This window comes from Achromobacter deleyi, assembly GCF_902859705.1.
GTDB classification, from domain to species: Bacteria; Pseudomonadota; Gammaproteobacteria; order Burkholderiales; family Burkholderiaceae_B; genus Achromobacter; species Achromobacter deleyi.
On the sequence record NZ_CADIJO010000009.1, the window covers coordinates 138,377 to 157,217 of the forward strand.

9 protein-coding genes are annotated in these 18,841 nt (G+C 68.8%); 3 read left to right on the plus strand and 6 right to left on the minus strand.

The genetic code is table 11. The features are described from left to right. Positions 1-1,227: an MFS transporter gene (locus HV798_RS15105; protein ID WP_175192962.1), complete on the minus strand. Its 1,227-nt coding sequence runs from the start codon at positions 1,225-1,227 to the stop codon at positions 1-3. A gap of 232 nt (positions 1,228-1,459) precedes the next feature. Between HV798_RS15105 and HV798_RS15110 the strand changes: the two genes are divergently transcribed. From HV798_RS15110 to HV798_RS15120, 3 genes are all read left to right on the plus strand, one after another. Next, positions 1,460-9,991, plus strand: a complete 8,532-nt coding sequence (locus HV798_RS15110) for an autotransporter-associated beta strand repeat-containing protein (protein ID WP_175216468.1) — start codon at positions 1,460-1,462, stop codon at positions 9,989-9,991. A gap of 153 nt (positions 9,992-10,144) precedes the next feature. Then, positions 10,145-10,753 carry a TetR/AcrR family transcriptional regulator gene (locus HV798_RS15115; protein WP_175192960.1) on the plus strand — a complete coding sequence of 203 codons (609 nt, stop codon included), beginning with the start codon at positions 10,145-10,147 and terminating at the stop codon, positions 10,751-10,753. Then, positions 10,750-11,955 (plus strand): multidrug effflux MFS transporter, encoded by a 1,206-nt coding sequence (locus tag HV798_RS15120; RefSeq protein WP_175192959.1) that lies wholly within the window; start codon positions 10,750-10,752, stop codon positions 11,953-11,955. Before HV798_RS15115 ends, HV798_RS15120 begins: the two co-directional genes overlap by 4 nt. Before the next feature lie 78 nt (positions 11,956-12,033). Here HV798_RS15120 and HV798_RS15125 read toward each other — a convergent pair whose 3' ends face one another. The 5 genes from HV798_RS15125 to HV798_RS15145 all read right to left on the minus strand — a co-directional run bounded on the left by HV798_RS15125 (position 12,034) and on the right by HV798_RS15145 (position 18,691). Beyond that, complete coding sequence (locus HV798_RS15125) at positions 12,034-12,408, minus strand: copper-binding protein (protein WP_175192958.1); 375 nt, start codon at positions 12,406-12,408, stop codon at positions 12,034-12,036. Further along, a complete protein-coding gene (locus HV798_RS15130; RefSeq protein ID WP_175192957.1) occupies positions 12,405-15,635 on the minus strand; it encodes an efflux RND transporter permease subunit in 3,231 nt (1,076 codons plus the stop codon). The genes HV798_RS15125 and HV798_RS15130 overlap by 4 nt, the downstream gene beginning before the upstream one ends. After that, entirely contained in the window at positions 15,632-16,903 is a 1,272-nt protein-coding gene (locus tag HV798_RS15135; protein WP_175192956.1) for an efflux RND transporter periplasmic adaptor subunit, read from the minus strand. Before HV798_RS15135 ends, HV798_RS15130 begins: the two co-directional genes overlap by 4 nt. Positions 16,904-16,914: 11 nt before the next feature. Beyond that, positions 16,915-18,207, minus strand: a complete 1,293-nt coding sequence (locus tag HV798_RS15140; protein ID WP_175216469.1) for a TolC family protein — start codon at positions 18,205-18,207, stop codon at positions 16,915-16,917. A gap of 97 nt (positions 18,208-18,304) precedes the next feature. Continuing rightward, on the minus strand, positions 18,305-18,691 hold the full coding sequence (locus HV798_RS15145; RefSeq protein ID WP_175192954.1) for a hypothetical protein: 387 nt from the start codon (positions 18,689-18,691) through the stop codon (positions 18,305-18,307). Positions 18,692-18,841 lie beyond the last annotated feature (150 nt).

Consider the following 18,841-nt stretch of genomic DNA (forward strand, 5'->3'; position numbering starts at 1 on the left):
TCAGGCCGAGGCGGGCGTCGTGGGGGTGGCGTCGGCCACGCGCGTTTCGCGCAGCGCCAGCAAGGCGGCGCAGGCCAGGCCGGCAATGCCCGCCAACGCCAGGAACGCCGCGCGGTAGCCCGCGTGCTGCACGATCAGGCCCGCCAGCCCGTTGCTGAGCGAGGCGCCGATGCCGAACACCGTCGTGACGGCGCCCAGGCTGGCGTTGAAGCGGCCGGTGCCGTGCGTCAGGTCCAGCACCATCAGGGGCAGCACGGCGCCGAAGATGCCGGCGCCGATGCCATCGAGCAACTGCACGGCGACCAGCCACGCCATGTCGTCCGACAAGGTGTAGAGCAGCCCGCGCAACGGCAGGATCGCGAACCCGATCAGCAAGAGCGGCTTGCGGCCCACGCGGTCGGCATAACGGCCCACCGCCATGGCCGCCGGAATCATCACGAACTGCGCCGCTACGATGCAGGCGGACGTCAGGGGCGTAGCCAGCGCCGGATTGGCCAGCGCCAGTTTCTGGCTGACCAGCGGCAGCATGGCGGCATTGGCCAGGTGGAACAGCGCGCAGCTGACGGCCAGCAGCACCAGCGGGCGGTTATCAAGCAGTTGGCGCAGCGGGACGGGTTGCGGCGCGGCCGCCGGGTCGTCGTGCGCCAGGCCGCGCGCCCGGTCCAGGTCGATGTCTGCAGGAATGCGCAAGGCGGCGGCGACGCTGGCCAGGGCCATCGCGGCCATCAAATAGAACACGGCCACCGGGCCCCAGAAATACGCGAGCACACCCGCCAGAATCGCCGCCGCGGCGTTGCCGGCGTGGTTATAGGACTCGTTGCGTGCGATGCGCGCGGTGAAAGCGCCGCGGGCGCTGAGCCCCAGCGTGATGGCGGCGATCAGCGGCGCAAAGACCGATGACGCCACGCCGGCCAGCGACTGCGTGAACGTGACCCAGGCAAAGCTGGCGTTGACCAGCACGGCCATGCAGGCCAGCGTCACCAGGATGGCGGCGGCCATCAGCAAGGCGCGCTTGTTCGGCGTGCGGTCGACCAGCGCGCCGGCCGGGGTCTGCGCGGCCAGCGCGGCCAGGCCAGACAAAGTCATCACCAGGCCGATGCTGTCGGGCCGCCAATGGTGCACGGCCAGCAGGTAGATGGCCAGATAGGGCCCCAGGCCGTCGCGCACATCGGCGACGAAGAAATTGAGCCAGTCCAACGGACGCGAGGCAGGCGAGGGGGCAGTCAAGACAATGGCCGTCGCAAGGGGGTGACGATGCCAGATTGTCGCTCATCTTCACGTCATTGTTTTGAATATCAAAGTATTCGTTCAAAGCCTGGGTGGGGGCATTAATTCGAATATCGGAAGAAATCGGCCAAAGCCGAAAACGAGGAAAAAATCATAAATAATCGCCGCGCAAGATCAGGCCAAAAGTATTAATCCGAAAAATTAATATCCGTCGATCGGCGTGGAGCACGCGATGCAAGAAGCCAAGTCGTTCAAGCTCGTCCCTCGTCCTCTGACCGTGCTTGTCGGCGCGGCCTTGTTCGGCGGTTGGCCCGCAACGGGCGTGCAGGCCGCTTGCGTGACCAGCGGCTCCACCACCACCTGCAACACCAATGCGCCCAATCCCGCCACGACGCCAATCGGGCAGGGCCCCACCACCGCCAGCGGCGCGACGGTGACGCTGCAGCCCAATGCGCGGCTGGAAGTGACCAACACCAACGCCGTCAGCCTGGGGGACAACGCCCAGATCACCGTGAACGCCGGCGCCGTCATTTCCAATAACGCCACGTCCGGCGCAGGCTTGTGGAGCACCGGCAACAACACAGTCGAATTCGGCTCGAACGGCACGCTGAACATTGCCCAGGGCGGCAAGATCCAGGCGCTGGGCACGCAGGCAAATGCCGAAGCCATCAACGTCATGGGGGCTGGCAACGCCATCATCAACCGCGGCGTGATCTCCGGCGGCAATGCGGCCGCCATCTGGTTCGAAGACCGCACGCTGGGCGCAGCCAATACCGTCGACAATTACGGCACGATCCAGGCGGGCAACGGCACCAGCAGCAATGTGATCGGCAACAGCGGCAGCGGCAATGTCAACTTCATCAATCGCAGCGGCGCCGTCGTAAACGGCAGCCTGACGTTCGCCAGCGGCAATGATTCGCTGACGCTGTATCCGGGTTCGGTCATCACGGGGGGCTTCAATGGCGGCGGCGGCACCAACAGCCTGCTGCTGGCCGGCGAGGCGGGGTCCAGCGATACCTTGCCCGGCGCCATCCGCAACTTCCAGTCGCTGACCAAGACGGGCGACGGCAAGTGGACGCTGTCCGGTACGGTCGGCGGCAATGGCGGCGGTACGCCGCTGGCGGTGGAGGTGCAGGGCGGCACGCTGGCCTTGACGGGCGACAACACCAGCTTCAACGGCTCGGTGCTCGTCGACGCGGCGGGCACGCTGGAAGCGCGTGCGCAGAGCCTGCCGCCCAGCGTGTCCAACAATGGCCTGGTGCTGTTCAATCAGCCGGACAACGGCACCTATGCAGGCACGATCAGCGGCACCGGTGCCATCCGCAAGATCGCGGCCGGCATCCTGACGCTGTCGGGCGCCAACACCTACCAGGGCGGCACGACGATACAGGGCGGCACGGTGGCCGTGGGCGCTGACAATGCGCTGGGCGGCTCGGGCGGCGGCATCACGCTGGACGGCGGCGGGCTGGCGTTCACCAACAGCTTCAGCCTGTCCGGCAGCCGCAGCGTCACCGTTACCGCCAACAACGGCACGCTCGCCGCCAACGCCGGGGTGACCGGCACGCTGACGCAAGCCATCACCGGCGCGGGCAGCTTGACCAAGGACGGCGCCGGCACCGTCGTGCTGACCAGCAATGCCAACAGCTGGGCGGGCGCCACCACCATCGCGGCCGGCACGCTGCAGCTGGGCAACGGTGGCGCGTCGGGCAACCTGCCCAGCGGCAGCGCCATCACCAACAACGGCACGCTGGCCTTCAATCGCAGCGACCTGTTTACCTTCGGCAACCTGATCAGCGGCAGCGGCGGCATTCGCCAAAGCGGTTCGGGCAGCACGATCCTGACCGCGAACAACAGCTACGCCGGCCCCACGGCGGTGACGGCGGGCGCGCTGTACGTCAACGGCACGCAGACGGGCACCGGCGCGGCCACCGTGGGCAGTGGCGCCACGTTGGGCGGCACGGGCGCGCTGGGGGGCAGCGTCACCGTGCAGACCGGCGGCACCTTGGCGCCGGGCAGTATCGGCGCCGCGCCGGGCACGCTTACGATCGGCGGCGACCTGACGCTGCAAAGCGGCTCGGCGCTGGCGTATTCGTTCGGCCAGGCCGGCGTCGTGGGAGGCCCCTTCAATGACCTGACCAACGTGGGCGGCAACCTGGCCCTGGGCGGCACGCTCAATGTGCAGACCTCGGCGGGCGGCTCGTTCGATCCGGGCGTGTACCGCGTCATCAACTACGCCGGTACGCGCAGCGGCACGCTGGCGCTGGGCACGGTGCCCACGCCGGGCAACTATTTCATCCAGACCTCGGTGGACAAGCAGGTCAACCTGGTCAACACCAATGGCCTGACGTTGAACTATTGGGACGGCGCCAATCCGCTGAACAAGAACAACAATTCCGTCGATGGCGGACCGGGCATCTGGATGGCCGACGGGCCGCTGGCCAACGACAACTGGACGGGCATGAACGGCGCCCTGAACGCGCCGTGGAGCCAGAGCGCATTCGCCGTATTCATGGGGCAGGGCGATACCGTGCGGGTCGACAGCACGACTCGCGGCGCCATCCTGACGCAGGGGATGCAGTTTGCCGCCGACGGCTACACGCTGGTCAACAACCTGGCGGCCGACGCGTTGACGCTGGTGGGCGTTGCGGTCACGGGCGGCGGGCCCAACGAGGCCGTGATCCGCGTGGGCAATGGCGTGGCCGAGGGCGCCGGCTACACGGCCACGCTCGCGGCCACGTTGGCCGGCGCGGCCAGGCTGGTCGAGACCGACCTGGGCACGCTGGTGCTGTCGGGCGTCAATACCTATACCGGCGGCACCGCCATCAATGGCGGCGTGCTGCAGGTCAGCCAGGACAGCAACCTGGGCGCGGCGGGCACGGGCCTGACGCTGGACGGGGGCACGCTGCGCGCCGCGGGCAGCTTTGCGTCGAACCGTGCGACCGACCTGCGCGCGGCGGGCGGACGCTTCGACATGGCGGGCGGTTCCACGCTGACGCTGACCAGCCCGGTGACGGGCGCGGGCGCGCTGACGCTGCTGGGCACCGGGACGCTGGCCCTGGCCGGCGATGCGACCTATGCCGGGGGCACCACCGTTTCCAGCGGCACGTTGCAGCTGGGCACGGGCGTGGGCGGGTCGGCCACGGGCAGCATCCTGGGCAACGTGGCCAACAGCGGCACGCTGGCGTTCAACCGCAACAATGCCTACACCTTCGGCGGCACGATCAGCGGCACGGGCGGCGTGACGCAGATCGGCTCGGGCACGACCACGCTGACCGCCGACAACACCTATACGGGCGGCACCACGATCTCGGCGGGGACCTTGCAGCTGGGCGCGGGCGGGGCCACCGGCAGCCTGGTCGGCAATGTCGTCAACAACGGCGGCCTGGTGTTCAACCGGGGCAATGACTATGCCTTTGGCGGCGCGATCAGCGGCACCGGTACGGTGACGCAGCAGGGCGCAGGCACCACCGTGCTCAGCGCCAGCAACAGCTATGCCGGCGCCACCACGGTCAACGCCGGCGGCCTGTTCATCAACGGCGACCAGACCACGGCCCTGGGCGCCACCACCGTCAACAACGCGGCGACGCTGGGGGGCAAGGGCATCATCGGCGGCGACGTCACGTTGACGGGCAACAGCATCCTGTCCCCGGGCGACAACAGCACGGCGCCCGGCACGCTGACCATCCGCGGCAGCCTGACGCTGGGCAGCGGCACCTCGCTCAATTACGCATTCGGCCAGGCCAACGTGGCAGGCGGCCCGTTCAACGACCTGACCAACGTGGGCGGCAACGTCAGCCTGGGCGGCAAGCTCAACGTGTCGCTGTCGCCCGGGGGCCGCTTCGACCCGGGCATCTACCGCATCATCAACTATGGCGGCACGCTATCCAACCCTGGGGGCCTGACGGTGGGGACGTTGCCCGCCGGGTCGAACCCGGCCGATTATTTCGTGCAGACGTCGGTGGACAAGCAGGTCAACCTGGTCAACACCAACGGCCTGACGCTGAACTACTGGGACGGCGACGCGGGGCCCAAGAACAACGGCCAGGTCAATGGCGGGGCGGGCACCTGGGTGGCCCCCAACGGCATCAACGACAACTGGACCGACGCGGGCGGCGCCATCAATGCCCCCTGGAGCCAGGGCGCGTTCGCGATCTTCACCGGCCAGAGCGGTACGGTGCTGGTGGACAGCACCACCAACCCGATCAATGTGCAAGGCATGCAGTTCGCCACCGACGGCTATGTGCTGCAAGGCAATACCGGCAGCGACGCGCTGACGCTGATCGGGGCGCCCGTGGCCGGCGGCGGCCCCAACGAGGCGATAATCCGGGTGGGCGCGGGGTCGGCCGACGGCGCTACCTACGCGGCCGCGATCACGGCGGTGCTGGACGGCGCGGCCAAGCTGGTCAAGACCGACCTGGGCACGCTGGTGCTGGCCGGCGCCAATACCTACACCGGCGGCACCGCCATCAATGGCGGCGCGTTGCAGGTGACGCAGGACAACAACCTGGGCGCGGCCAGCGGCGCGCTGTCGCTGGATGGCGGCACGCTGCGCGCCGCCGGCAGTTTCGCCACGGGGCGCGCCACCACGCTGGGCGCGGGCGGAGGCCGCTTCGAGGTCACCGGCGCCAACGCGTTGACGCTGACCAGCGCGGTCATGGGCAGCGGCGCACTGGGCAAGCTGGGCACGGGCACCCTGACGCTGGCCGCGGACAATGGCTATACCGGCGGCACCACCATCACGGCCGGCACGTTGCAGCTGGGTTCTGGCGCGGGCGGCTCCGCCGCCGGCAGTCTGTTGGGCGACGTGGCCAACAACGGCACGCTGGCGTTCAATCGCAGCAATGCGTACACCTACGCGGGCGTCGTCAGCGGGTCCGGCAGCGTCCTGCAGCAGGGCAGCGGCACCACGATGCTGACCGGCACGAACACCTATACCGGCGGCACCACGATCTCGGCGGGCACCCTGCAACTGGGTGCGGGCGGCGCCACCGGCAGCCTGGTCGGCGACGTGGCCAACAATGGCGCGCTGGCGTTCAACCGCAGCGATACCTACACCTTCGGCGGTCTTGTCAGCGGTGGCGGCACGGTCAGCCAGAATGGCAGCGGCACCACGGTGCTGACCGCCAATAATGCCTACACCGGCGGCACCTCGATTACGGCAGGCACCCTGCAACTGGGCGCGGGCGGCGCCACGGGCGGCATCGTCGGCGACGTGGCCAACAACGGCGCGCTGGTGTTCAACCGCAGCGACACCTATACCTTCGGCGGGCAGGTCAGCGGCGGGGGCAGCGTCAGCCAGATCGGCAGCGGCACGACGGTGCTGACCGGTGCCAACACCTATACCGGCGGCACCACGATCACGGCAGGCACCTTGCAGCTGGGCGCGGGCGGGCCCACAGGCAGCATCGTCGGCAATGTGTCCAACAACGGCACGCTGGCGTTCAATCGCAGCGACGGCTATCTGTTCGGCGGCCTCATCAGCGGGGGTGGCGGTGTCAATCAGCTGGGCACCGGCACCACCATCCTGACCGCCAACAACACCTACACCGGCGGCACCACCATCACGTCGGGCACGCTGCAACTGGGCAATGGCGGCACCAGCGGCGGACTCCAGGGCGACGTCGTCAACAACGGGGTCCTGGTGGTGGCTCGCAGCGATCAGGTGATGCTGAACGGCGTGATTTCGGGCAGCGGCGCCGTCGTGCAGAACGGCAGCGGCCAGACGGTGCTGACGGGCAAGAACACCTACAGCGGCGTGACGGTGGCGATGGCGGGTTCGCTGTTCGTGAATGGCGACCAGAGCGCGGCCACCGGCGGCACCTTCGCGAACGGCGGCAGTACCCTGGGCGGCACCGGCATCATCGGCGGCAACACCTTCGTGGCCGGCACGCTGTCGCCCGGCGACCTGACCGGCGCACCGGGCACCTTGACGATCACCGGCGATCTCACCCTGGACAACGCCGCCACGCTGGCCTACAACTTCGGCCAGGCTGGCACGGTGGGCGGGCCGCTCAATGACCTGACCATCGTCAAGGGCAATCTGGCGCTCAATGGCACGCTCAACGTCGCCACCGCGCTGGGCGGCAGCTTCGACCCGGGCGTGTACCGCGTCATCAGCTACGACGGCACGTTGACAGGCAGCGGCCTGACCATCGGCACCATTCCGTCGCCGTCGTTCTCGGTGCAGACCGCCGTGGCCAAGCAGGTGAACCTGGTCAATACCGCCGGGCTGACCTTGAATTTCTGGGACGGCGCGCTGGCCGCGGGCAAGAACAACGGCACGGTCGATGGCGGCAACGGCTTCTGGCAGAACGCCGCCGGCAACGACAACTGGACCAATTCCCTGGGCGTGCCCAATGCGCCGTACGCCGACGCCACCTTCGCCATTTTCATGGCGGCGCCCGGCACGGTCACGGTCGACAACAGCCTGGGCCAGGTGCGCAGCGGCGGCATGCAGTTCGCCAGCAATGGCTACCGGCTGACGGGCGGGGCAATCGAACTGGTGCCCGACACCGGCGGCGGCACGACGATCCGGGTGGGCGATGGCAGCAGCCTGGGCACGGCGTACATCACCACGATCGATTCGGTGCTGACCGGCGCGTCGCGGCTGGTCAAGAGCGACCTGGGCACCTTGGTCCTGGACGCCGCCAACACTTACACCGGCGGCACCGAGATCAATGGCGGCACCGTGCAGATCGCCAATGACGCGGCTCTGGGCGCGGCCGGCGCCGCGCTGGCCATGAACGGCGGCACGCTGCGCACCACGCAGAGCCTGACGCAGTCGCGGCCGATCACCCTGGGCGCCATGGGCGGCAGCGTGGAACCGGTGGCCGGCACCACGCTGGTCGTGGCCAGCGACATCGGCGGCGCCGGGTCGCTGACCAAGCTGGGCGACGGCACGGCCATCCTGACGGGCAACAACAGCTATGGCAGCGCCAGTGTCGTCAAGGACGGCGTCACCGTCATCAAGGCCGGCACGCTGCAGGTCGGCGATGGCGGCACCCGCGGCAACATCATGGGCGTGGTCAGCAACGACGGCGTGCTGGCCTTCAACCGGTCGGACCGTTACGTCCAGGCCGACCCGATCAACGGCAGCGGCCAGGTGATCCAGCAGGGCAGCGGCACCACCGTATTCAATGCCGTCAACGGCTATTCCGGCGGCACCACGGTGGCGGCCGGGGGGCTGGCCGTGGGCGACGCAGCGAATCCGGGCGCGGCCATCAACAGCGGCGGTTCGGTGACGGTGCAAAGCGGCGCCCGCTTCGGCGGCTACGGCAGCGTCACGGGCAATGTCACCAATGCCGGCACGCTGTCGGTGGCCGATGCCTTTCCCGGGCTGGGCGGTGGCGCGGGCAGCTTCGCCATCCGCGGCAACCTCATCAACAGCGGCGTGGTCGACCTGGCGGGCGCCGCGCCGGGCAACCGGCTGACCGTCACCGGCAACTACCAGGGGCAAGCAGGCGTGGTGGCGCTGAGCACCGTGCTGGGGGCCGACAATTCCCCGACCGACAAACTGGTCATCAGCGGCGGCGCGGCCACCGGCAGCACCACGCTGCGCATCACCAACCGCGGCGGCCTGGGCGCCAAGACCACCGGTGACGGCATCCAGGTGGTGCAGGCGCTGAACGGCGCGACCACGGCGCCGGGCGCCTTCGCCACCGGGGCGGGCGTCTATGCCGGCGCGTATTCCTATCAGCTGTTCCGCGGCGGCCTCGCGGCTGGCAATGAGCAGAGCTGGTACCTGCGTTCCGAGCTGGCCGGTTCCAACCCCAATCCCGGCACCCGGGGCATCGACCCGCCCAGTGTGCCGACCTACCGGCCGGGTGTGCCGATCTACAGCGAGGTGCCTTCGCTGGCACGCGAGCTGGCGGTGCAGCAGATCGGCACGTTCCATGACCGTCAGGGCAACCAGGACCTGCTGACGGGCGAAGGGCGCCTGCCGGCGGGCTGGGCGCGCACCTGGGGCGACCATTTTTCCGAGCGGCGCGACGGCACGGTGCGCCAGTCGTTCAGCGGCAATGTGTTCGGCCTGCAGGTGGGGCAGGACCTCTATGCCCGCCGCACCGACAGCGGCCACCAGGACCGTTTCGGCGTATTCCTGGGCTATGCGCGCGCCGATGGCAACGTGCGGGGCTTCGCGATGGGCCAGGACGACTATCGCGCCGGCAAGCTGGCCATCGATTCCTACAGCCTGGGCGGCTACTGGACGCACGTCGGTCCTGGCGGCTGGTACACCGATACCGTCATCATGGGCAGCCACCTGAAGGTCAAGCCCGATTCCGGCGCGGGCGACACGTCATCCACCAACGGGCGGGCGGTTACGGCGTCGGTCGAGGCGGGGCTGCCGATCACGTTGAATCCCACCCTGACCCTTGAGCCGCAGGCCCAGGTGATCTACCAGAACACGCGCATCGGCACGGTTCGCGATTCGGCATCGGAGGTCAGTTTCGCGCCCAGGAATGCGCTGATCGGGCGAGTAGGGGCGCGGCTGCAAGGCGAGTATCAGGCTGGCGGGGCCACCTGGAAGCCCTATGTGCGGGCCGACCTGTTGCATACCTTGGGCGGCAACGACCGCGTGCGCTTCGGCGAAGACACCACCACGCAGTCGGCCATGGGCGGCACGCAGGCCCGGCTGGGAGTCGGCATGTCGGTCAAGGCCAGCGAACGCGTCAGCGTGTATGCGTCCGCGGGCTACGGCTTCAACCTGGGCGGCGAGCGGCGCGACCTGGTGCAGGGCAACGTGGGGGTGCGGATCAGCTGGTGATGGCGGGCCGGCGTGGGGGCAGTCGGTCGTGCCAGTGGGTCGGGGTCAGCTAGACTACCGATCGGTAGTTAGTCTATATTCCGTGCACCTGAACGCGGCCGTCGGCCGCGCCAGGCGTTTCGGCCCAGCGCCGACCGAACCCGGAATTTCGCCATGACCCGCACCCCCGCCGTCCAGCGCATCCTCGATGCCGCCCTCAGCCATTTCGCCGACCGCGGCTACGAAGGCGCGTCCCTGGCCGACATTGCCGACACCGTCGGCATCCGCAAGGCCTCGCTGTACACCCATTTCGCCAGCAAGAACGCGCTGTACCTGGAGATCTTCGGCGACGCGCTCGCGCAGGAAATGCAGACGGCGCGCCAATGCTTCGCCGACGAACCCGACAGCGCCTTGCCGGGTTCCGCCTACTGCGCCCACCTGGTCGGACGGCACGGCGAATCCCGGCCGCTGCGCTTCTTGCTGCGCGCCAGCTACGTGCCGCCCGACGCGCTGGAAACGGCCATCACCGCCGACTACGAAACCTACCTGGCGCAACTGCGCCGCGACTTCGATGCCCGGCTGCGCGCCTGGGCCGGCCAGCGCGGCAAGCTGGCCCGCGCCGACGCCGCGCGCTATGTCGAGGCCTACCTGGGCCTGATCGACGCGGTGCAGGTCAAGCTGGTCTATACCAACGCCGGGCAGGCGGGCGAGCGGCTGGACGCCATGCAGCGCATGCTGGCCGATGGCCTGGCGCAGGCCATCCGCCCGGTGCGCACGGCATGAACGGCGCCGCCGCCACCCACCGCGCGCCCCTGATCGGCGCAGGCCTGATTCTGCTGCTGGCCTTGCTGACGGCGCTGGACGCCATGGCCATCGACATGTACCTGCCGGGCATGCCGGCCATTGCCGGCGACTTCGGCGTGTCGCCTGGGCGCATCCAGCAGACGCTGTCCATCTTCCTGGCCGGGCTGGCCATCGGCCAGGCGCTGTACGGCCCCTTGCTGGACCGCTACGGCCGCCGCCTGCCTCTGCTGGCGGGCGTGGCGGTGTTCGTGGCCGGTTCGGTGATGGCGGCCGTGGCGCCCTCGGTGGAGTGGTTGCTGGCCGCCCGTTTCGTGCAGGCGCTGGGCGCCGCGGCCGGGCTGGTGACGCCGCGAGCCATCGTGGCCGACCTGTGCGGCGTGGCCGAATCCGCCCGTATTTTCTCGCTGCTGATGCAGGTGATGATGATCGCGCCCATCGCGGCGCCTATCCTGGGCGGCTATCTGCTGGGTCATGGCGGTTGGCGTGGCGTGTTCTGGGTGCTGGCGGGTCTGGGTGCGGCAGGGCTGCTGTGGGGCTGGCGTGCGCTGCCCGATTCCCTGCCGGTGCAGCGCCGCGCACAGCTCAACGGCGGCGCCATCCTGCGGGCCTACGGCCGGCAGCTGCGGCACCCGGCCTTCATGGCCTACACCTTGGCAGGCGGCTTCGTGCTGGGGTCGCTGTTCAACTACATCAGCGCGTCGGCCTTTGTGTTCACCGGGCATTTCGGCCTGAGCGCGACGCAGTTCAGCTATGTGTTCGCGGGCAATTCGGTGGCCCTGGTGCTGGGCGGCATGGTCAGCAACCGCTTGCTGGGACAGGGGCGCGGGGCCGGCGCTTTGACGCTGGCCGGCATCGGGGTCCATGCGCTGGCGGGGCTGGCGCTGTTCGGCGCGGTGCTGGCCGGGCAGGCGCCGTTCGCTGTGTACGCGGGCCTGCTGGCCGTGGCGGTGGGCGCGCTGGGCCTGATCTTCGGCAACCTGACCGCGCTGACGATGAGCCACGCCGGCAAACAGGCGGGCGTGGCGTCGGCGCTGATGGGCACGCTGCATTATCTGATGTCCGCCGCCATCGGCTACGCGGTCAGCCTGGCGCCGCAGGGGCCGGGCCTGCTGCCGGTGGCGATCTTTGCGTGTGGGGTGCTGGCGGCGGGCTTGTGTGTCGTGGCCGGGCGGCGCAGGTAGGGCGGGGCAGGCCAGGGATCTGCAAAAGCGCGACGCGCCGTGGCGTGTCGCTCCATTCCCCGGCCTGCGCCTGGCGCGCTACTGCGGCAGCAGCGTCACGATGGTCGGGTTGCCTTGGAGGTTCTCGACACGGACTTTGACATGCGCGCCGGCTTTGGCCGCATCCAGCAAGGCGGGCGTGGCCGTCTTGTAGGCCATGGTCATGGCCGGCATGCCGATGTTGGCCAGCGCCCCGTGTTGCAGCGTGACCATGCCGGTCGAGGCATCGACCTGCTTGACCACGGCATCGGCCAACGCCTGGTCGGCGCCGCGGGGGGATGACGTGCCGTCCTGCATCGGCATGGCTTTCATGTCCATGCCGGCCATGCCGTCCGCCGCCCAGGCACCGCTGGCCAGGCCCAGGGTGCTTAACGCACCGAGGGCGGCCACAAGAGTCTTCGTCGTTTGCTTCATGGTTGTTCTCCAGAGGGTAGGGGTGGCACGGTCGTGCCAGGGGGAATGACCGGGTCGGCGTCCTGCTGGCCCGGGGTGTCGGCAGGCAAGGCCGTTGCCCGCGCCAGGCGACGCCGTTGCAGCAACAGCCAGGCGGCCGGAATGATGAACATCGAGAGCAGCGGGGCGGTGACCATGCCGCCGACCATGGGCGCGGCGATGCGCTGCATGACCTCGGAACCGGCGCCGTGGCCCAGCATCACGGGCAGCAGGCCGGCCAGCACGACGGCCACCGTCATCGCCTTGGGCCGCACGCGCAGCACGGCGCCTTCGCGGACGGCCTCGACCAGCAAGGCCGGGGTCAGCGGCTCGCCGGCATCCAGCCGCCGTTGCAGCGCGCCCTTCAGATACAGCAGCATCACCACGCCGAATTCCGCGGCCACGCCTGCCAGGGCGATGAAGCCCACGGCCGTTGCCACCGAGACGGCATGCCCCATCAGCCAGATCAGCCAGAAGCCGCCGATCAGCGCAAACGGCACCGTGGTCATCAGCAAGGCGGCGTCCTCGGCCGACCTGAAGGTCAGGTACAGCAACAGGAAAATGATGGCCAGGGTGACGGGAACGACCGTGCGCAGGGTTGCCGAGGCGCGTTCCAGGTACTCGAACTGGCCGGACCAGGTGATGGAATAGCCGGCAGGCAACGCGACCTGCCGCGCCACGGCCTGGCGCATGGCGCCGACGGCCGATTGCAGGTCGGTATCGCGGATATCGACATACACATAGCCGGTCAGGCGGGCGTTTTCGCTGCGTATCATCGGCGGGCCATCGGCTACCGACAGGGCCGCCAGGTCGCCCAGCGTGATCCGCGCGCCCTGCGGGGTGACGACGGGGAGGCGCCGCAGGTTTTCCACCGAATCGCGCACCTCGCGCGGATAGCGCAGATTGATGGGAAAGCGCTCGCGCCCGGTGATGACTTCGCCGATGTTGTCACCGCCCACGGCCGACGAGACGATGTCCTGGACGTCGGCCACCGACATGCCGTAGCGCGCTGCCGCCAGGCGATTGACGTCGACGTCGACATAGTGGCCGCCGTTGATGCGTTCGGCCAGCGCGGACGACACGCCGGGCACGGTCTTTAGCACCGCCTCGACCTGGGCCGCGATGCGGTCGATGCCGGCCAGGTCGGTGCCGGCAATCTTCACCCCGACCGGCGTCTTGATGCCGGTGGACAGCATGTCCAGCCGATTGCGGATCGGCGGCACCCAGACGTTGGACAGCCCCGGAATGCGGACCCGCTGATCCAGTTCGGCCACCAGCTTGTCCGGCGTCATGCCGGGCCGCCATTGGCTGCGCGGCTTGAACTGGATGGTGGTTTCGAACATCTCGAACGGCGCCGAATCGGTGGCCGTGTCGGCGCGGCCGGATTTGCCGAACACGGTCGCCACCTCGGGCACGGTCTTGATCAGGCGGTCGGTCTGCTGCAGCAGTTGCGCCGCCTTGGCGGCCGATATGCCCGGCAAGGCGGTGGGCATGTACAGCAGATCGCCTTCATCGATGCGGGGCAGGAATTCGCCGCCCAGCCGCGAGAGCGGCAAGGCAGTCAGCAGCAGCGCCACGGCCGCCAGGCCCAGGGCCGCCCACGGGCGGCGCAGAGTGGCCTCCAGCAAGGGCCGGTACAGCCGCGTGAGCGCCCGGTTGATCGGATTGCGGGACTCATGCGGAATCCGGCCCCGCACCAGGTAGCCCATCAGCACGGGAACCAGGGTGACGGACAGGCCGGCCGCCGCCGCGATGGTGTAGGTCTTGGTGAAGGCCAGCGGCGCGAACAGCTTGCCTTCCTGCCCTTGCAGCGAGAACACCGGAATGAACGACATCGTGATGATCAGCAGCGAAAAGAACAGCGCCGGCCCGACTTCAGCCGCCGAGCGCGCGATCAGGTCCCAGCGTCGGGCGGCGGTGATCGGCTGGCCGGGGTGCGCCAGCTCATGGGCTTCCAGGTGCTTGTGGGCGTTCTCGATCATCACGATCGCCGCGTCGATCATGGCGCCGATGGCAATGGCGATGCCGCCCAATGACATCAGGTTGGCATTCACCCCCTGGTAGCGCATCACGATGAAGGCCGTCAGCACCCCCAGCGGCAGCGACAGGATGGCGACCAGCGCACTGCGCAGATGAAACAGGAAGACCGCGCAGACGATGCCGACGATGATGAATTCCTCGATCAGCTTGTCTCGCAGGTTGTCGATGGCGCGATCGATCAGCTGCGAGCGATCGTAGGTGGTGACGACCTCGACCCCGGGCGGCAGCGATTGCTTCAGGCTGGCCAGGCGCGCCTTGACCGCATCGATGGTGGCCAGGGCGTTCTTGCCCGAGCGCATCACGATGACGCCGCCGGCCACTTCGCCTTCGCCGTTGAGTTCGGCGATGCCGCGCCGCGCCTCCGGGCCGATCTGGATGCGGGCGACGTCGCCCAGCAGCACCGGCGTGCCGGCTTCGTTGGCGCGCAGCACCACCTGGCGAAAGTCCTCCAGCGACCGCAGGTAGCCCGAGGCCCGAACCATGTATTCCGATTCGCCCAGCTCCAGCACCGAGCCGCCCGATTCCTGGTTCGAGCGCCGCAGCGCCTGTGCGATGTCGGCCTGCGTCAGGCCATAGGCACGCAAGCGGTCAGGGTCGAGCACCACCTGGTATTGCCGCACCATGCCGCCGATGGAGGCGACTTCCGAGACGTCGGGCACGGACTTCAGTTCGAACTTCAGGAACCAGTCGTTCAAGGCGCGCAACTGGCCCAGGTCCTGCTTGCCCGTGCGGTCCACCAGCGCGTACGAATAGACCCAGCCCACCCCCGTTGCATCCGGGCCCAGCGTGACGGTTGCACCCGAAGGCAGCCGGCTTTGCACCTGGTTCAGGTATTCCAGCACCCGGGAACGCGCCCAGTAGGGGTCGGTCTTGTCGTCGAACAGCACGTAGACGAAGGCATCGCCGAACGACGAGTACGCGCGGATCGTCTTGGCGCCGGGCACGCCCAGCAAGGTGGTGGTAAGGGGATAGGTGACCTGGTTTTCGATGACCTGGGCGGCCTTGCCGGGGTAGGACGCCTTGATGATGACCTGGGTGTCCGACAGGTCGGGCAGGGCATCCAGCGGTGTTTCCTTCAGGGAATACACGCCCCAGGCGGCAATGAAAACCGTTGCCAGCAGCACCAGGAACCGATTGCGGATAGACCAATGAATGAGGCGGGCGATCATGGGGCGTCTCCCTGGCCGGCACGGTCTGCCGGGGTGGCGGCGCCTGCCAGCGTGGGCAGCACCGCTTTCAGGCTGGCTTCGGAATCGATCAGGAATTGGCCCGACGCGACGACCTGCTGCCCGTCGGCCAGTCCGCTGAGGATTTCGGTGTCGCCGTCCTGCTCGATGCCGGTCGTGACGTCGACCGGGCGCAGCGCGCCATCGTCACCCCGGGCAATGACCACGGTGCGCTTGCCGGTCGTGATGAGCGCCTCGGACGGCACCAGCAGGCGGGACACCCGAGCGGGCGATTCCAGCCGCACGCGCATCAAGAGGCCGGGTGTCAGCCGCAGGTCCGGGTTGGCGATCTGCAGCCGAGCCTGCAAGCTGCGGCTATCCGGCCGGATGCCGGGCAGGATTTCCTGGATGCGGCCGGTGTAGTGAGTGGCGGGATCGGCCGCGGGGCTTGCATCGACCGTCATGCCGGCTTGCACCCGCGACGCCTGCGCTTCGGGAATGTCGATGATCAGCCACAAGGTCGACAGGCTGGCGAATCGGGCAATCGTCTGGCCCGGCGTGACCATGGCGCCGTTGCGCACGTTCAATTCCGTCATCACGCCCGAACGCGGCGCGGTCAGCGTCAGGTGCGTCTGCACCTGGCCGGTGCGATCCAGCGCAGACACCAGGGCGGCGGGCACGGACAGCGCCCGCAGTCGCGCCCGTGCCGCCGCCAGCAGGGGGCCGTCGCCGGACCGCTTCACGGCCAGGTACTCTTCCTGCGGGCCCAGCCAGTCGGGCACGAACAGCGAGGCCATCGGCGCGCCTTGTTCGATGCGCTGCAAGGGCGCGTTGGCGTACAGCTGTTCGATGTAGCCAGGGGTTCGCGATTGCAGCACGTCGGTTGCGGACTCATCGAACTGCGTGGCGCCGATCTCGTCGAACGCCTGCGCCACGTCGGCGCGGCGCACGCGGGCATAGCGTATGCCCAGGCTCTGCTGCAAGGCGCCGCTGACGGCAATGCCCGCGCTTGGGGCGTCGTCGGCATAGACCGGTTGCAGGGCCATGTCCATGAAGGGCGACTTGCCTGGCTTGTCGAAATGCTGGGCGGGCACCATCGGGTCGTGCCAATACAGCACCTTGCGATCGGTCGGCGCGCCTTGCTTGTCGGCCGCATCCTGCGAGACGGCGGGGGTGGCCGGATGCCGGTTGCCGGCCAGGTAGCCGATGGCCAGCAAGGCGCCGCCCAGCGCCAGCGCCAGCAGCGTACGGGTAAAAAGGGGGATTCTCATTGGGGTTTCCTTCAGGGATGCATGGCCATGGCGGGCGGCACGACCTGGTAGTCGAGCTGCGCCCAGGTCATGGACACGTCGCGTTGCAGCGCCAGCACTTGCAGGCGGGCGTCCAGCCGGGCGCGTCGGGTGGCGTAGACGTCGGCCAACGTGCCGGTGGCGCCCTGGTAGGCGGCCAGGGCCAACTGGGCGGCCCGGTCCGCCGCCGGCAGCAGGGTGTGGTTCAGGTTGTCGATACGCTGCCTGCCGCTGGCCAGGTTTTCGGCCAGCGTCCGGGTGTCTGCCAGCACCCGTCTCTCGGCATCCTGCGAGGCGTAGCGCGCCTGGTTGCCCAGCTCGGCTTTCTGGGCCACGTCGCGGTCTTCCACGTTGGCGTGGTTGAACGTCAGCGGGATGCTGACGCCCAGCGACACGTAGCGTGAATCGCGGCTGCCTTGCAGGTACGAGACGTTCCACGTCCAGTTGGGTGCGCGGTTGCGGTCGGCCAGCGCGGTGTCGGTGTCGGCGACCTTGATGGCGTGGGCGGCATCGATCAGCGCGGGTTGCACCTGGCGCAACTGATCCAGGGTGAACGATTCCACCGCGGATCGCTGCGCGGGCGGGTCCCCGGAAACGTCCGTGATCGGGCTTGCCGTCCAGCGAGACAGGCGAATCAAGGCCGTGCGCCATTGCTGCTCGGCCGCCAGCAATTGGTCCTGCGCCTGGGCGAGCAGGGCCTGGGCCCGGGCGGCATCGGTGGCGCCGGACCGGCCGCCGCGCAACGTGGCATTGGCCCCGGCCGCCTCGCGGCGCATCTGGTCGACCCAGTCGCGTTGCAGCGCCAGGGTCTTCTTGGCGTAGGCCGCGTCCAGCCAGGCCTGGGCGGTCTGCTGCCGCACGCTGGCCCACTGCGCCAGGTAGGCCGTCTTTTCGTGGTCCGTCATGGCCTGGGCCAAGGCGGACTGCAAGCGTCGCTTTTCACCCGATACCCATTCCTGCTCGACGCCGACGCGGCGCATGCTGAGCATGTCCTGGGTGGCGGTGTAGCGGTCGGGGCCGTTGATCGGCAGGTTGTCGATGCCGGCGGTCAGCATCGGGTTGGGCAGTTGCCCAGCCTTCACGGCCGCTTGCGAACTGGCATTGACCGAGGCTTGGGCGGCCTCGATGGCGGGGGATTCAACGGTCGCAAGGCGCACCGCCTCGTCGAGCGTGACGCCGGGGCTTTGGCCGTAGGCAAGCCCATGGCCGAGGATCAGGCTGGCCAACCATCCGGTCAGGCGCAAGCCGCCGCGCCGCGCATGCGGCGAGGAAAATATCGAAAGCATCTTTCGACTCCATGGAGAAGCGCTGCGCCAATGCGCAGGCACGCGTCCGACAAGCGGACGACATCACCCCGTGATGGGGCGTCTGGGAACGATGGAGTTAATTGACGCGGGGAGGCCGCCAGAAATCATCCAGGCGCTGGACGATCAGGGGCTGGGCGTAGTGGAACGTCACGGGGCTGGCGAGCCCGACGTGGCGGTAGGCGGCAGGCGCCGGGGTGGGGTGGTACAGACTACCCAATTGGCATTGGGTGGTCATCTTGCAGGCGGAATGGCCGTGGCCGTCGGGGTGGGACGGGGCCTGAGAAGAGGCCTGGGCCATCGTGGCGCAATCGGGCATGTCGGCCATCGGCGCGCAGTCGGGTCCGTCCGCCATCGCGGCCGGCATCGGCATGGCGTAGGCGCCCGCCAGCCCGCTGGCTGCCATCCCGGTCAGGGGCAGCATCAGGCACAGCAACACGACGAAAAGCCGACGCAGGAAATTCATGCGCGCCAGTATATCGGTTCCCACATGGGAAGGTTGCGGCCTTTTCGAAGGACTATGCGTTTCCCGCATACCGCCAATGGCGTCCATCTATTGGACAGCGCCTGACGCCAAGGCCTATCTTTTGTCTCCAAGACGTGGCCGATGCCGCCC

Excerpts from the sequence above, each read along its gene's own strand:
- HV798_RS15110 (WP_175216468.1), top strand. The coding sequence starts at position 1,460 with ATGCAAGAAGCCAAGTCGTTCAAGCTCGTCCCTCGTCCTCTGACCGTG.
- HV798_RS15115 (WP_175192960.1), top strand. The coding sequence starts at position 10,145 with ATGACCCGCACCCCCGCCGTCCAGCGCATCCTCGATGCCGCCCTCAGC.
- HV798_RS15120 (WP_175192959.1), top strand. The coding sequence starts at position 10,750 with ATGAACGGCGCCGCCGCCACCCACCGCGCGCCCCTGATCGGCGCAGGC.
- HV798_RS15125 (WP_175192958.1), bottom strand. The coding sequence starts at position 12,408 with ATGAAGCAAACGACGAAGACTCTTGTGGCCGCCCTCGGTGCGTTAAGC.
- HV798_RS15130 (WP_175192957.1), bottom strand. The coding sequence starts at position 15,635 with ATGATCGCCCGCCTCATTCATTGGTCTATCCGCAATCGGTTCCTGGTG.
- HV798_RS15135 (WP_175192956.1), bottom strand. The coding sequence starts at position 16,903 with ATGAGAATCCCCCTTTTTACCCGTACGCTGCTGGCGCTGGCGCTGGGC.
- HV798_RS15140 (WP_175216469.1), bottom strand. The coding sequence starts at position 18,207 with ATGCTTTCGATATTTTCCTCGCCGCATGCGCGGCGCGGCGGCTTGCGC.
- HV798_RS15145 (WP_175192954.1), bottom strand. The coding sequence starts at position 18,691 with ATGAATTTCCTGCGTCGGCTTTTCGTCGTGTTGCTGTGCCTGATGCTG.